Below are 14428 nucleotides of genomic sequence, written 5' to 3'. Positions count from 1 at the left end.
CGAGGTAGTGACATGAAGATCAATGCCTTTGTATGGATGATCTTAGCGCTGCTGGCGTCCACACCGCCCCTGGGTGCCGAGCCTGTGCAACTGGACGAGGATAGCGAGCCGCGACTTGACATGCCCTGCCCCCCACACACACCGTTGCGATTCGTCCAGACGAAAGGAAGAGTGAACCAATCTTTGGAAGTACGTTACGTCGATGCTCGGACCATCGCCTTCAAACTCGACAAGTCCGGAAGATGCAGCCGGCATGAGCAGGGGACGGCGACCATCAAGGAAAACTGGTGGCTGGGCGCCGAAACCGACGAGAATGAGACGGGTGACATGATTCCCGTCCGGGAGTACGTCTTCGAGAAAAGCAAGCAGTGCACGATCTATGTAAGGATCGATGAAACCGAGTGGAAGCAGGCAACAGTGAAGGAATCCTCCCAGTGCAGCAAAAGCTGTCCGGCATCAGAAGAGGCAATGGGAAATGAAAAGTAAAAGGTCTCTCCTGGAGTCCCCTGCCCCCTCTGCCCCCTCTGCACCAGACAGCGGCACCGGCGAGCCTGAGGCACCGGTGACAGGCACAGGTACGGATATGGATTGTAAAGCTCCCCTTGAGATAGTAGTATCCGGCGGGAATTCTTTGTGGGAGAGGGTATGGAAATTTCGCCGCGGCTCTATCTGCTGGATGGATCCAGTTACATCTATCGCGCCTATTACGGCTTCCGGGATATCGCCACCCCCGGCGGAATGCCTGCCAATGCCATTTTCGGTTTCACGAAGATGCTCCTCGACCTGCTGCAGGAGCATCGTCCCGAATATTTCGCCGTCGTCTTCGACCCTCCCCGTGAAAATACCTTTCGCCGCGAAATGTACCCGGACTATAAGGCGCAGCGCGACGCAATGCCCGAGGACCTGGTTTCCCAACTCCCGTACCTACGGAAGATACTGCAGACTCTCAACATCCCCATCCTGGAAGCCTCTCGCTTTGAGGCCGACGACGTCATTGCCACCCTCGCCGCTAGGTTCGCCGCGGAAGGAGCGGATGTCACCGTAGTCACCGGCGACAAGGATTTACTGCAGATCGTCACCGACCGGATTGCCCTTTTGGACACGATGAAGGGGAAGCGTTCGGGGCCGCAGCAGGTTGTCGAGCGCTTCGGCGTCCCTCCTGAATTGGTGGCCGATGTCCTTGGGCTTGCCGGCGACAGCGGAGACAATATCCCGGGAGTCCCGGGGATAGGCGAGAAGATAGCGGCAAAGCTGGTACAGCAGTTCGGATCCCTTGAAAAAGTCCTGGAGTGGCGAAGCCTGGTGAACGGGAAGAGCCGCAGGGAGAATCTGAAAACCCATGCGGAACAGGCGATTCTCTCCAAAGCGCTTGCCACCGTTCGCTACGACGCTCCCGTTGATGTATCCCTGGCAGAGTTGCAGAGCCGGCCGGCGAGCGTCCAGGAACTGGTTTCCCTGCTGCGCGAGTTGGGTTTTGCCGCCCTGGAGGTTGCCTTCACCCCGCCGCCGCCCGGCATTGTGGAGATCTACAGCGACGGTTCGGGAAGGGACTCCGGGCCGGGGGGATATGGCGTGATCCTGCGCTATGGGGAGCACGAAAAGGAGCTGAGTGGTTTCGAGCCCAGCTCAACCTCACAGCGTATGGAGCTGATTGCAGCGATCAGGGGACTGGAGGCGCTCAACGCTCCGAGCAGGGTGCGCGTTTTCAGCGATTCGCAGTACCTGGTACGGGGGATGAGCGAATGGCTAGCAGGCTGGATACGTGCCGGACGCCTTGAGACACCCGACGCTCTGAAGAACCAGGATCTCTGGCGTCAACTCGCCGACCTGTCAGCCAGGCACAAGGTAGAGTGGGAATGGGTGGCAGGACATGCGGGGCATCCGTTCAACGAGCGTTGCGACAAACTGGCTAAGCGAGCGGCAGAAGAGGGCGCTCGCGCCGTGATCCCCGTCACCCCCGAGATTCCGACCATCCCGCCTTCGCCCCCACCCGTTCAGCCGATGCCGCTCCTTTGCACAGAGGAAAGAACATTTGATGAAGAGGCAGACGGCCAGTTCCGCCTGTGCTGATGCTGAAATATAAGGAGAACAAACGAATACCAATGGTTCGTCGTTTCCTTCTCCAACTGCGCCCTCTTCTTGAACCACGACGGCGCCCTGAGCTTTGGTCCCTGATCGCGGTATTCGTGGTGGTAAGCGGGTTGTGGGCTTTCGCGGAGCTTGCGGATGAGATCCGGGGAGAGCCGGGTTCCTTTGACCGGGCCATTTTATTGGCCATGCGTACCCCAGATGCTCCCCACGACCCCATCGGCCCAAGGTGGGTGGAGGAGACAGCCCGCGACTTCACGGCCTTTGGCGGAGACGGAGTGTTGACCTTCATCTTGCTGGCCACCGCAGGTTTCCTGTTTTTGAAGGGAAATTACCGGACCATCCTGCTTCTATTTGCCGCGACTATCGGCGGCGGAACCTTGAGCACTTTCCTGAAGCTCCACTACGACCGTCCGCGGCCGGATCTTGTATCCCCCCTCGCCTATACCACCTCTCAAAGCTTTCCCAGCGGCCATGCCCTTCTTGCCGCAGCGACCTACCTGACCCTTGGCGCCCTGCTCGCACGGGTGCAACCCAACCACGCGGTTAGAGCCTACCTGATGTTCCTGGCTATACTGCTAACTTTCATTGTAGGGGCGAGCCGGGTCTACCTGGGAGTCCACTGGCCCACCGACGTCCTTGCCGGTTGGACAATAGGGTCAGTGTGGGCGCTGATCTGTCTGCTTATCGCCTACTGGCTGCAGCGCCTGGGCCGCATGGATTTGGAGGAACACAGGTAAAAGCAGGTGCCTCCAGCCCCCATGTATAGAGTTCCTTTCTGTTTCCCTCTCCCCCTATCAAGACAACGTTCAGCGCAATGATGGCCGGTATTAAGGCAGTGGCATTTAAGGCCACTTGCAAGTGGGCCGACTGCCGGTGAATGTCAACTGTTACCAACAGGCATTTAAATAACACTGGCATAGCCGGCAAAAAACTCTCTTTTTCTTCTCATCAAGGAGAAGCGGTGTTTTGTTTAAAGTTCGGGTCCATTCACACCGATATAGAGCTATAAAGAATTTCGCACCCTTTTGGCATTTCTGCCGCATATCCAGTAACTGCTGTAATACAGCAACTAACCAAGGAGATCTCAAATGAAAAGAATGCAGAAGATTATTGTAATGGCGATAGTCACACTTTTACTCGGTTCAACAGTTACCTTTGCTGGTGAGCGTGAGAAAGCCATGGAAATGGTGAAAGCAGCAGTCGCCTATTACAACGCAAATGGTTTGGAAAAGGCCCTTGATGCTTTCAATGATCCCAAGAGCCAGTTTGGGCAAGGTGAGCAATATATTATTGCCTTTACCTTTGACGGCACTTTGGTCGCCAATGCCCCCAAGCAAAATCTTGTCGGCCAGAACCTGCTCGAGGTCCCTGATTCCAATGGCAAAAAGTTTCGCAAGGAAATCGTAGAACTGGCCAAAGCCAACAAATCAGGTTGGGTCGACTACGTGACCCAGAGTCCCAAGACCAAGGCGATGGAACAGAAGAGTACCTACGTGGAGCGGGCTGGAGAGCTGGCAATAGGTTGTGGCATCTTTAAAAAATAACCACAATGAACCACGCGGTCGATTACAGGACCATCCATCCCAAGAACGAAGCCCCTTGAGCAAAAACCACCTATTTCAAGAAGATAGACGAACAGGTTCTGAGCTGCGGCATTTATAAGAAGTAGGAGATAATCAATGAAAACCCGGTCTTGGCTCTATCTCAGTGCGGCAGTGATGTTTGGAGGCCTGGCTATCCTCGCTTCTCTGAGCATCCATTCCATTTACAACATCCGGGGGATCGTCTCTCAACTGACCCACCGCTCCACTCCTCTGCAGATCAAGACTACGGAACTGCAGCGCTCCATCGAATCGCTCACCGGAGTGCTGTTGCGCCTAGGGGTCGCAAACGATAAGCGGGAGGTGACGGAGCTTTCCTCAGCGGTGGATGATCGACTCAAGACAGTTCAGACGGCTCTGGAGGGGATAAAGGCGCTCGACAAGGAGCACGCCGGGGCCATCGATGTTACGGTGATAAACACTGTTTACAACGATGTGAAGCGAGCGACCGACGAACGGATCCGGAGCCTGGACAACTTTCAACAGGAGTCCCGCAAGGTTAATGATGCCATCCAGAGCGTAGAGCAATCATTGGGGGGGGTGCGGCGGGATATGCAGACCCTTAACGCAAGCGGATCAAAGCAGGTTTCCACTTCGGTGAATTCGTCAGTCCAGATCTTTACCTCGGCCCAGCAAGTGAAAGACGTCGTCATAACGCTGAAAGAGGTGCAGGTCATTCTGAAGGATCTGGATGCCGCCAAGGGTACGTCTGAAATACTTGCCAATAAGTCCAAGCTCAGGAGCGCTAACACTGTAATCCAGGCAGTTACCAGCACTGATCCGGAGGTCGTCGAAGTTAAGAAATCGATGGAGGCCATTTATCAGCAGGTTACAAAGCCAGACACCGGTTTGGTCGCCTTGAAGCAGGCAATGCTTTCGGGCAGGGATTCGGGGGAAAAATTCCAAGAAGAAAAGAGAGCACTCAATAACCGTCTGCTTGAACTGATTCCCGGTTTGACCACAGCCGTAGGACGAATGGAACTCCGCGCCGAAAAGAACCGCAAAGATGTGGATTCGGCCATGTCGACCAATCAGCGGATCGACGGTGTAGGCGCAACGATAAACGCCGCTACGATTGCAACGAAGTCGATCGATGGAAAACTTCGCTCCTTGATGCTAAGCGAAGCGGCAAAAGACGCCAACACCTCTGCCGGTGAGCTTCGTTCCCTCTTTGCCCAAATCGGTCAGAACATTATCCGGGGACGCAAGGAGCTTGCTTTACTGAAACAGACGGCAGCACTAAGAAATGTCGATGCAGCAAGCACATCAATCCATGCCGCGGAAGCTTCGGTGGAGCGGATTATCGCGGCACAAATGAAGATCATCGAAAGCAATGACAAGGCGAAAAAAGCGCTGGAAATGGTCAAGGTCGCGGCCGACAAGGAACTGAAAACCGGTGAAGAGCTGGTAAAAAACACCGCGGATATTCAGGCGAAGATGGTGGAGAAGACCAACTCCGTCTCAGCCAGGATGTCGGCCACCATCATTACCATGGCTATCATCATAGCGGTCCTTGCCGCAATCCCACTGCTGTACACGATCAGGCGCATCAACAGTTCCCTCTCCAGGGTCACCGATATGGTGAGGGATATCGCCGAAGGTGAGGGGGACATCACCAAGCGCCTTGACGAAGGAGGCAAGGATGAATTTGCCGTGCTTTCACACTGGTTCAACGTCTTTCTCAATAAACTGAACGCCATTCTGCAGCAGGTCTCCAGCACCACGGCCGATGTCTCGGCTGCGTCTTCCACGCTGCTTGACTCATCCCGGCAAATCTCAAAGGCCGCGGAAAGTGTCGCCGCTCAGGGGGCGTCGGCAGGGACTGCCTCCGAAGAGATGGCCGCGACCGCCGCCGACATCTCCAATAACTGCCACACCGTTGCAGATAATTCCAGAAGCGCCGACGACGCCGCCCAGTCCGGTGCTGCCGTCTTACGCGAAACCCTCACCGTCATGGGGAGCATTGCGGAAAAGGTCAATAGGTCTGCTGAGACAGTCAGCACTCTTGGCCAAAGGGGAGACCAGATCGGCGCCATCGTCGCTACGATCCAGGACATCGCCGACCAAACGAACCTCCTGGCATTGAACGCCGCTATCGAGGCGGCTCGCGCCGGTGAACAGGGACGCGGCTTTGCCGTGGTCGCAGATGAGGTGAGATCGCTGGCCGAACGGACCACCGAGGCCACCCGGGAGATTGGAGAAATGATTCACGGCATCCAAAGTGACACTCAGATGGCTGTCCGTTCCATGGCAGAAGGGGTCAAACAAGTTGAGGCCGGAACGGAAAAGGCTTCGGAGTCGGGTCAGGCATTGCAGCTCATCCTGGAGCAGATTGCCTCGCTTAACCTGCAGATCAGCCAGATTGCCACCGCTGCCGAACAACAGACAGCAACCACCATCGAAATCAATACAGCCATCCAACACATGACCGACGAAGTGAGTGTGACCGCCAACGGCGCCCAGCATACAACAGATGCTGCTTCGAAGCTCTCCGAGCAAGCGACCACCTTAAGCCACCTTGTCGGGCAGTTTAAACTAAGTATGTAGTTGAGAAGAACAGGTGTCATAGTCATGGCATGAGGTTCGGGGGACATAGGTCAAGGGGGGTCAGGCTAGACATCCGGGTCAAGGGGGGTCAGGCTAGACATCCGGACATTTGACGGTAGGTTATTGGCATGCCCCGCAAGCCACGCCTTCATTTTCCCAATGCGACGTACCACGTCATCATACGCGGCAATGACGGCACGGACATCTTTTTCTCTGACCAGGACCGCACCAAGTTCTACTCTCTCCTCCGTGAAGCCATTGAAGGCTTTAACTTCCGCCTACATGCTTTCTGCTTGATGACGAACCACGCTCACTTTGTACTGCAAGTAGGAAAGATACCTCTTTCGCGAATACTTCAGAACATCTCACAACGCTACACTCAGTGGATCAATAGCACCCACAGCCGGACAGGGCATGTTTTCCAGGGAAGGTATAAGGCGATCCTTATAGACGCCGACGAGTATCTCTTGCAGCTTGTGAGGTATGTGCATCGTAACCCTATCAGGGCACATATAGTGGACGATCTCGGGAAATACTGGTGGAGTAGCCATTGTGTCTATCTAGGGAGGGAAAACTTGTCATGGGTGACCACTGACTTCGTGCTATCTCAGTTCGCATCACAGGAAATAACTGCACGCGCTCGCTATCTGGATTTTGTTGCGGATCATATAGATGACGGGAGAAGAAAAGAGTTCTACTCAGGAATGTGCGACGGAAGGATATTAGGAGATGATGACTTTACAGACAATGCGATACTTACGGCACGTCAGGAACCACCGGATCATTTTACTCTGGCCGATGTTTTAGCCGCAGTCTGTTGCGAGTTCGGCATTTCTGAGGCAGAACTCAGATCGGCAGGCAAGGCTCATCCCGCGAGTGAGGCAAGGGCAGTGGCAGCTTTGATAGTTGAAGAGTCGAGGCATATGTCGCTCACTGCATTGGCGAAGGAATTACAGCGAGATGCATCGGCATTAGGGAAACTGGCGCAAAGGCTCAGACATCGCACGGTAACAGATGCCCAGTTGGCTGAGTCAATTGATGGAGTTCGAGCCAAGCTACATAAATGTCCGGATGTCTAGCCTGACCTGACCCCTCCTCCCCCATAAATGTCCGGATGTCTAGCCTGATGTTCCTCAGCTTCATCCAACACCTTCGCGACATGGTAACAAACGGTCTGGAAGTCATTGTCACGGGAGACGGCTTCGGTCGACAGCAACATCTCCGCAATCTTGTTCACGAACGCTAATTTGCCCAGTTGTTCCATTCGTTCCTGGCTGATGTCCATGGGTCCTCCCAATCTGCAAAATTAAAAGCCGTTAAAATATACCCAGCAAAATATGGAGGTCAAATAACAGAGTCATTGTCGCAGTCCCTGAAAGGCAATCGGACATTGACGAGGGGGGGGGCGGGTCAGGTTAGACATCCGGACTTTGCACAAGTGTTACTGGAGCTTAGGTGGGTGAAGGATTGGAAGAGAATTGTGCTACTGAGGGCAATTTGGCGGCAAGTGCTGTGGGTGCGGAAGGTATTATTATTCCCGGTCAAGGCTTTCCAGAAGCCGCAGATACTCTTTCTGGCTTTCCCAGACGCAACAGGTGATGAAGTTGATGAAAGGCTGATTGTTCCCCTCGTTGGAATCGAGCAACGCGGAGATGTAGTCGCCACGGACGACCGGGTGAGACTGTTCCCTTCAAGAGCGTTGCTGGAGTAGGTCAGGCCTATACGATAGTACTCTTTCAGTTGCTTCTCTTCGTAGGAGCCAAGCCGGCGATGAGCACGGATCTGTTCCTGCAATTTGTCACTCTCTACCAGAGCATTTCCAGATTGCACTACTCGCCCCCCTAGCAAAAGCAGCTTGCTTGCTACCACCTCATTCAGTGTCTTCCGGAGCATCCTCGCCGATTATAACGGGCTTGCCGTCATGCCAGACTATCGCGTACTGGCCCAAACGTTTTTTCCTTTCAAGTGCTTTTTTCACCGCACTCTGAAGCGCTTCCAGCGCAAACTGCCCCTCTTTGGACGGAGCCTTTTTCAGGGTTACATTCATACAGCAGTCCCGACCTACGAGGGATAAAGAAAATCCCCAGTCGCTTCTTAGCAACTGAGGATTATTTTTCTTTTTGGAGCGGGAAACGGGATTCGAACCCGCGACCTTCAGCTTGGGAAGCTGACACTCTACCACTGAGTTATTCCCGCTTAAATCGAGTGGTCTTTGTACCGCACTTTACCCGTCGCTGTCAATGGTTTTGTTTAGTTACCTGTCCCTATCTTCTCTATATTCCGCTCCTCCAATTGGTTATGCGGCGCTCGGCATCACGATCTTGGAAAGCATCTTCTCTGCTACGGCACGACCTGATACTTGATAGGTCCCTGCCTGTATCTGCGACTTCAATTCCTCCACCTTCTCGGTTCTAAAATCCAGACGCCGCTGCGCTTTGGGAACTAGCGGCATGTAACTGGAAAGCTCGACCTTGTCGGCTGCCGGTTGCTGCTTAGCATTTGCTTCCCCATTTGCTTCGGCCACTTCGGGCTTGTCCGCCCGCACGACTGAGAGTTGGGTTGCTGCCGGATTCGGATTGAGTTCTTCGATTTTCATCTGATTCTTGCCCCCGATAAGTTAGGTACGGAATAAGGTTTAGTTCTGTTTCGACAGCTAAGAAAATAACTTTAGCTTTTTTTCATTGCTCACTGCTTTTCCTGTTAAAAAACGGCAAATTCAGCAATGACTGAAAATCTGATACCTGATAGTTGGCTCCTGCAAGCTCACTCACCTCGCCATAACCGTAACTGCAGCCGACGGTGAAAACGCCTGCCCCTAATCCTGCTGCGATGTCGTTGATACTGTCCCCCACCATGACGCATTCAGCGGCTTCGATCTTATATTGTTTCAGGACGGCCAGCACAGGCTCGGGGGAGGGCTTCCTGTAGGGGAAGGAGTCGGCCCCGAATACCTCGGCGAAGGCGTCCCCGATAGCCAGCTTGGCGAGGACTTCCCTGCAGAGGGCGACGTTCTTGTTGGAGAGGACCACCATGGGGATGTCGAAGTTCCTAAGCTCCTTAAGGGTCTCGCTGACGCCCGGATAGGGACGGGTCTTGTCGGCTATGTGGGCCAGGTTGTAATCGAGAAATACGCCCAGCGCCTGGTCCACCTGCGCCGCCGTTGCCCCGGGGAGCGCCCGCTCTACCAGGTTCCGCGCCCCCTGCCCTACCAACTTGCGGACCTCGGGAATCCCTATTTCGGGGAGGCCGTAGTTGCTGCGGATCAGGTTGGTGGCGTCGGTCAGGTCGGGGAGCGAATCGATCAGCGTCCCGTCCAGGTCGAAAATGAGCAGCCGTGTAGGAGCCATGTTCTTTCTCCAAGTAAAGAGGGACGGCGAAAGGGGGACAGGCACCTGGCGGAGCCAGTCCCCACCTGCGGAACCAGTCTTCAAGATACGAAAGAGCCGCGGCAACCGGCTTCTACCCGGCTACCGCGGCGTTTTAACTGCAAAAAACGAACCTCCATAGGGAGGAGCGATTTATTCCCACTCGATGGTTGCGGGGGGCTTCTGGCTGATGTCGTAAACCACGCGGTTCACGCCCTTCACCTCGTTGATGATTCTTGAAGAAATACTGCCGAGTAGCTCGTAGGGGAGCTTGACCCAGTCCGCGGTCATGCCGTCCAGAGAGTTGACGGCGCGAAGGGCCACGGTCCACTCGTAGGTCCTGGCGTCGCCCATGACTCCGACGGTTTTGACCGGCAGCAGTACGGCAAACGACTGCCAGATCTCGCGATATAACCCGGCTTTCCTGATCTCTTCGATGACGATGGCGTCGGCATCGCGCAGGATGTCGAGCTTCTCCGCGGAGAGTTCGCCGATGCAGCGGATAGCGAGGCCGGGACCCGGAAACGGCTGGCGGTACACCACCTCGTCGGGCATGCCTAGTTCCTTGCCCAGAAGCCGCACCTCGTCCTTGAACAGCTCGCGCACCGGCTCCAGGAGCTTCAGGTTCATCTTCTCGGGGAGACCGCCCACGTTGTGGTGGCTCTTGATGACGGCAGAGGGGCCCTTGGTGGAGACGGACTCGATCACGTCGGGGTAGAGGGTCCCCTGCGCCAAGTAATCGACCTGACCCAGCTTCTTGGCCTCCTCCTCGAAGAGGTAGATGAACTCGTTGCCGATGATCTTGCGCTTTTGCTCGGGGTCGGAGACCCCTTCCAGCATGCCGAGGAAGCGGTCGGCGGCGTCGACATGGGCGAGGTTGATCTTGAAGTGCTTGGTGAAGAGGTTCACCACCTTGTCGGCTTCGCCCTTCCTCAAAAGGCCGTTGTTGACGAAGACGCAGTGCAGCTGATCGCCGATCGCCTTGTGGATCAGGACGGCGACGACGGCGGAGTCGACCCCGCCGGAGAGGGCGCAGAGGACCTTGCCGGTGCCGACCTTCTCGCGGATGCTGGCCAGTTCGGTCTCGATGAAGTTGGCCATGGTCCAGGTGGGCTTCGAGCCGCAGACGTTGAAGAGGAAGTTGCCGATCATCTCGTCGCCGCGCGGGGTGTGCACCACCTCGGGGTGAAACTGGACGCCGAAGAAGTTGCGCTTCTCGTCCTTCATGGCGGCCACGGGGCAGCCTGTCGTGTGGGCCATGAGCTGGAAGCCGGCCGGCATCGCCTCGATGCGGTCGCCGTGGGACATCCAGACCTCGGCGCCGCCGTCGAAGCCGGCGAAGATCTCGCTTTTGCCGTCGAGGGCAAGTGTTGCCCGGCCGAACTCACGCTTGTCGCAGCGCTCCACGCGCCCGCCCAGTTGCTGGGTCATCAGCTGCATGCCGTAGCAGATGCCGAGGACCGGGATGCCGAGGTCGTAGATGCCGAGGTCGGAGTGCGGGGCGTCCTTGTCGTAGACGCTGGAGGGGCCGCCGGAAAGGATGATCCCCTTCGGGGCGAACGCCTTGATCTTCTCGAGCGCCATGTTGTAGGGGTGGATCTCGCAGTAAACGCTCTGCTCCCTCACGCGCCTGGCGATCAGCTGGGTTACCTGGGAGCCGAAGTCGAGGATCAGCACCTTCTCGGAGTGTATGTCGATGGTCATTGATGAGTTCCTTATCTAAAGTCAAAAGCTGTCACGCAAAGACGCCAAGGCGCAAAGTACTGCCGAACCAGCTTTTCTCTGCGTCTTTGCGGCTTTGCGTGAGCCGGTTCCTTGCGCCTTATTTTTCCACCCGGTAGTTCGGGGCTTCTTTGGTGATCATGACGTCGTGCACGTGGGACTCTTTGAGGCCTGCGCCGGTGATCCTGACGAAACGCCCGTTTTGCTGCAGCTCGACGATGGTCCGGCTCCCGGTGTAGCCCATGCCGGCGCGCAGGCCGCCCATCAGCTGGTGCACGTTGGCGGAAAGCGGTCCCCTGAGCGGAACCATCCCCTCGATCCCTTCGGGTACGAGTTTGACGTCGCTGTCGACGTCGCTTTGGAAGTAGCGGTCCTTGCTCCCTTCCTTCATGGCGCCGATGGAGCCCATGCCGCGGTAGCTCTTGTAGGCGCGCCCCTGGTACAGGATGGTGTCGCCCGGGGATTCTTCGGTCCCTGCGAAGAGGGAACCGATCATGACGACGTCGGCGCCGGCGGCAACGGCCTTGGTGAGATCGCCGGAGTACTTGATGCCGCCGTCGGCGATGAGCGGTATGCCGTGCTTCTTGGCTACCCTGGAGCACTCGGCGATGGCGGTGATCTGGGGAACGCCGATGCCGGCGACCACGCGGGTGGTGCAGATGGAGCCCGGTCCGATGCCGACCTTGATGGCGTCGACGCCGGCCTTGATCAGCGCCTCGGCGGCGTCGGCGGTGGCGATGTTGCCGGCCACGAGCTCAAGCCCCGGGAAGTCGGATTTGATGCGGGCGATGGTGTCGATTACCCCCTGGGAATGGCCGTGGGCGGTGTCGATGACCACGACGTCCACGCCCGCCTTCAGGAGAGCGTCGATGCGCGCGTCCACGTCCGGGGTCGGGCCGACTGCCGCACCGACCCGCAGGCGCCCGAGGGAGTCCTTGCAGGCGTTGGGGTACTTCTTGATCTTCTCGATGTCCTTGATGGTGATGAGCCCCTTGAGGTTCTTCTCCCCGTCGACCACCAGAAGCTTCTCTACCCTGGTGTGCTTCAGGTGCTCTTTCGCCTGCTCCAGCGTGGTCCCGACCGGCACGGTGACCAGGTTCCTCTTGGTCATGCGGTCGGAGATGAGCAGGTCCAGGTTGGTCTCGAAACGAAGGTCCCTGTTGGTCAGTATGCCTACCAGTTTGCCGTTGGCCTTGGTGATCGGCACCCCGGAGATCCTGTACTTCGCCATCATCTCCAGAGCCTCCCGGATGCGCTGGTTGGGGCGCATGGTGATCGGGTCCACGATCATCCCGGATTCGCTCTTCTTGACCTTATCCACTTCCATCGCCTGCTCGGCGACGGTGAGGTTCTTGTGGATGAAGCCGATACCCCCTTCGCGCGCCATGCAGATAGCCGCCCTCGATTCTGTGACAGTGTCCATGGCGGCACTCACCAGCGGGATGTTCAACTGGATGTTGTTGGTGAGTCTGGAGCTTAAATCGGTATCGCGGGGGAGGATGAGCGAGTGGGCAGGGAGGAGCAGAACGTCGTCAAAGGTAAGACCTTCCGGGAGGCTGCTTTCTAACATTAGGGAGACTCCTTTTGTTGTTTGGGGCGCGGGATATTAACCGGAAAACCTATTACAAGGGGCAGTCCAAGTCAACTGAAATTTGCCTAATCAAGGGCCCGTAAATCATATGATTTCCCAAATTTATCGTTTACATAAAGCGACTTAACCGAGGTCTTCCGCCACCGATTAACCAAGGCAAATCCCCCCTGTCCCCAGCGTTGTCCGGTTAGGATGTTGCAGTTGCCGAATGAGTCCCCCCTCCCCCAGCGGGTGGGGGTTAGGGGGTGGGGGCAGATGCCAGGTTTCCGCTGCGGGCGACTTCACCCACCCCCCTGCCCCCTCCCGTCAAGGGAGGGGGAGAGCTGGAAACAGGCTGATTTTGATAAAGGGGGACTTCCTACGTTCAATCACATCGGGATGAACGCTTCCTTGTGCCCCATCTTGGCAAGCGAGGCGACGATCAGCTCGACCGCCCCGTCCAGGTCGGCAAGGGACAGGGTCTCCACCGGGGTGTGCATGTAACGCAGCGGAATCTTCACCAGGGCGGTGGCGACGCCCCCACGGGAGATCTGCATGACGTTGGCGTCGGTGCCGGTCGCCCGGGCGATGCCGGTGTACTGGACCACGATGCCGTTGCCGGTGGCGGTGTCGGAAAGAAGGTCGAAGAGGACCGGGTTGATGTTGGCGCCGCGCGGAAGGATCGGCCCCTTCCCGAGGCCTACTTCGCCGTTGTGCTTTTTGTCCACGTCGGGCTGGTCGGTGGCGAAATCCACCTCGACGCAGATGCCGACGTCGGGGTTCACCGAGTAGCTGCTGGTAGTGCCGCCGCGCAGGCCGACCTCCTCCTGGACCGAGGAGACGCCGTAGAGGTCGATGGGGAGCTGATCGGGAAGCTCGGAGACGCGGCGGAGCACTTCGGCTACCACGAAGCTGCCGGCCTTGTCGTCGAGTCCGCGCGAACTGACGCGGTCCCCGAAGAGCCGCTCCAGGTTGCTGTCGAAGGTGATGGGATCGCCTACCCGCACCCACTCCAGGGCCTCTTTCTTGTTGGCGGCGCCGATGTCTATGTACTGGGCGTCCAGCTTGATCACCGTGTCGCGCTCCTTGGGCTCGATCAGGTGGATGGGGCGCTTGCCGATCACGCCGTTCAGCTTCCCTTTGGCGGTATGTACGTGGACCCGCATGCCGGGGGTGATGTGGGGGTCGACCCCGCCGATGGCGGAGAAATAGATGAAACCGTTGTCGTCCAGATAGCGGACCTGGAGCCCGATCTCGTCGGAGTGCCCGACGACCATGATGCGTGGGCGGTTATTTCCCGCTCCCTGGATCATGCCGAAGACGTTCCCCATGACGTCGGTCGCCACCTGGCAGAAGGGTTCTATGTAGGAGCGGAAGACCCGCTGGGCAGGCTGCTCGTACCCCGAGGGGCTGGGCGCCGCCAGCAATTGCTGCAGGAATTCGAAAGATGCGTCGCGCATTAAACCTCCGGAAAACCAGATTCAGATAAAGATTGAGATTAAGATTGAGAAACTGCGAACTGCCAAGGCTTC

General features: G+C 56.9%; 13 protein-coding genes, 1 tRNA gene and 2 pseudogenes. 8 read left to right on the top strand and 8 right to left on the bottom strand.

What is annotated here, in order from left to right; translation table 11 throughout:
• Positions 1 to 12 precede the first annotated feature (12 nt).
• The 7 genes and pseudogenes from GBEM_RS03840 (at position 13) to GBEM_RS03815 (ending at position 7318) form a co-directional block, all read left to right on the top strand.
• On the top strand, positions 13 to 486 hold the full coding sequence (locus tag GBEM_RS03840) for a hypothetical protein (RefSeq protein WP_012529209.1): 474 nt from the start codon (positions 13 to 15) through the stop codon (positions 484 to 486).
• A gap of 159 nt (positions 487 to 645) precedes the next feature.
• Positions 646 to 1422: pseudogene (locus tag GBEM_RS22170) on the top strand (5'-3' exonuclease); the annotation flags it as partial.
• A 93-nt stretch (positions 1423 to 1515) separates the two neighbouring features.
• Positions 1516 to 1926: pseudogene (rnhA, locus tag GBEM_RS22165) on the top strand (ribonuclease HI); the annotation flags it as partial.
• 176 nt (positions 1927 to 2102) lie between these two features.
• Positions 2103 to 2828, top strand: a complete 726-nt coding sequence (locus tag GBEM_RS03830) for a phosphatase PAP2 family protein (protein ID WP_049762711.1) — start codon at positions 2103 to 2105, stop codon at positions 2826 to 2828.
• Between the two features lie 351 nt (positions 2829 to 3179).
• Complete coding sequence (locus tag GBEM_RS03825) at positions 3180 to 3635, top strand: cache domain-containing protein (RefSeq protein ID WP_012529206.1); 456 nt, start codon at positions 3180 to 3182, stop codon at positions 3633 to 3635.
• 135 nt (positions 3636 to 3770) lie between these two features.
• Entirely contained in the window at positions 3771 to 6239 is a 2469-nt protein-coding gene (locus tag GBEM_RS20300; RefSeq protein WP_012529205.1) for a methyl-accepting chemotaxis protein, read from the top strand.
• Between the two features lie 128 nt (positions 6240 to 6367).
• Positions 6368 to 7318 (top strand): transposase, encoded by a 951-nt coding sequence (locus GBEM_RS03815; protein WP_012529204.1) that lies wholly within the window; start codon positions 6368 to 6370, stop codon positions 7316 to 7318.
• On the opposite strand, the gene GBEM_RS03810 is transcribed toward GBEM_RS03815, so the two are convergent.
• Positions 7315 to 7524, bottom strand: coding sequence for a hypothetical protein (locus GBEM_RS03810; RefSeq protein ID WP_012529203.1), 210 nt, complete (start codon positions 7522 to 7524; stop codon positions 7315 to 7317). The genes GBEM_RS03815 and GBEM_RS03810 overlap by 4 nt on opposite strands.
• Positions 7525 to 7698: 174 nt before the next feature.
• On the opposite strand from GBEM_RS03810, the gene GBEM_RS21580 reads away from it, so the two are divergent.
• Positions 7699 to 7950, top strand: a complete 252-nt coding sequence (locus tag GBEM_RS21580; protein WP_174263186.1) for a hypothetical protein — start codon at positions 7699 to 7701, stop codon at positions 7948 to 7950.
• Positions 7951 to 8109: 159 nt separating this feature from the next.
• Here the strand turns inward: GBEM_RS21580 and GBEM_RS21395 are convergent, their stop codons facing one another.
• From GBEM_RS21395 to GBEM_RS03775, 7 genes are all read right to left on the bottom strand, one after another.
• Entirely contained in the window at positions 8110 to 8286 is a 177-nt protein-coding gene (locus GBEM_RS21395; RefSeq protein ID WP_012529201.1) for a hypothetical protein, read from the bottom strand.
• Between the two features lie 74 nt (positions 8287 to 8360).
• Positions 8361 to 8435 (bottom strand) — tRNA-Gly (locus GBEM_RS03800).
• A 100-nt stretch (positions 8436 to 8535) separates the two neighbouring features.
• Positions 8536 to 8835 carry a flagellar biosynthesis anti-sigma factor FlgM gene (gene flgM / locus GBEM_RS03795; RefSeq protein ID WP_012529200.1) on the bottom strand — a complete coding sequence of 100 codons (300 nt, stop codon included), beginning with the start codon at positions 8833 to 8835 and terminating at the stop codon, positions 8536 to 8538.
• A gap of 82 nt (positions 8836 to 8917) precedes the next feature.
• Complete coding sequence (locus GBEM_RS03790; RefSeq protein WP_012529199.1) at positions 8918 to 9586, bottom strand: HAD family hydrolase; 669 nt, start codon at positions 9584 to 9586, stop codon at positions 8918 to 8920.
• A gap of 171 nt (positions 9587 to 9757) precedes the next feature.
• Entirely contained in the window at positions 9758 to 11308 is a 1551-nt protein-coding gene (gene guaA, locus GBEM_RS03785) for a glutamine-hydrolyzing GMP synthase (protein ID WP_012529198.1), read from the bottom strand.
• A gap of 118 nt (positions 11309 to 11426) precedes the next feature.
• Positions 11427 to 12896, bottom strand: a complete 1470-nt coding sequence (guaB, locus tag GBEM_RS03780) for an IMP dehydrogenase (protein WP_012529197.1) — start codon at positions 12894 to 12896, stop codon at positions 11427 to 11429.
• A gap of 389 nt (positions 12897 to 13285) precedes the next feature.
• Positions 13286 to 14356, bottom strand: a complete 1071-nt coding sequence (locus tag GBEM_RS03775) for a M42 family metallopeptidase (RefSeq protein WP_012529196.1) — start codon at positions 14354 to 14356, stop codon at positions 13286 to 13288.
• Positions 14357 to 14428: the final 72 nt, after the last annotated feature.

It is taken from the genome of Citrifermentans bemidjiense Bem, from assembly GCF_000020725.1.
GTDB classification, from domain to species: Bacteria; Desulfobacterota; Desulfuromonadia; order Geobacterales; family Geobacteraceae; genus Geomonas; species Geomonas bemidjiensis.
This window is presented reverse-complemented; position numbering and strand designations above follow the sequence as displayed.

Bases quoted from the DNA above. Each gene is read 5' to 3' on its own strand.
- guaB (WP_012529197.1), bottom strand. From the start codon at position 12,896: ATGTTAGAAAGCAGCCTCCCGGAAGGTCTTACCTTTGACGACGTTCTG.
- guaA (WP_012529198.1), bottom strand. From the start codon at position 11,308: ATGACCATCGACATACACTCCGAGAAGGTGCTGATCCTCGACTTCGGC.
- GBEM_RS03790 (WP_012529199.1), bottom strand. From the start codon at position 9,586: ATGGCTCCTACACGGCTGCTCATTTTCGACCTGGACGGGACGCTGATC.
- GBEM_RS03825 (WP_012529206.1), top strand. From the start codon at position 3,180: ATGAAAAGAATGCAGAAGATTATTGTAATGGCGATAGTCACACTTTTA.
- GBEM_RS03830 (WP_049762711.1), top strand. From the start codon at position 2,103: ATGGTTCGTCGTTTCCTTCTCCAACTGCGCCCTCTTCTTGAACCACGA.
- flgM (WP_012529200.1), bottom strand. From the start codon at position 8,835: ATGAAAATCGAAGAACTCAATCCGAATCCGGCAGCAACCCAACTCTCA.
- GBEM_RS03815 (WP_012529204.1), top strand. From the start codon at position 6,368: ATGCCCCGCAAGCCACGCCTTCATTTTCCCAATGCGACGTACCACGTC.
- GBEM_RS03810 (WP_012529203.1), bottom strand. From the start codon at position 7,524: ATGGACATCAGCCAGGAACGAATGGAACAACTGGGCAAATTAGCGTTC.
- GBEM_RS20300 (WP_012529205.1), top strand. From the start codon at position 3,771: ATGAAAACCCGGTCTTGGCTCTATCTCAGTGCGGCAGTGATGTTTGGA.
- GBEM_RS21395 (WP_012529201.1), bottom strand. From the start codon at position 8,286: ATGAATGTAACCCTGAAAAAGGCTCCGTCCAAAGAGGGGCAGTTTGCG.
- GBEM_RS03775 (WP_012529196.1), bottom strand. From the start codon at position 14,356: ATGCGCGACGCATCTTTCGAATTCCTGCAGCAATTGCTGGCGGCGCCC.
- GBEM_RS03840 (WP_012529209.1), top strand. From the start codon at position 13: ATGAAGATCAATGCCTTTGTATGGATGATCTTAGCGCTGCTGGCGTCC.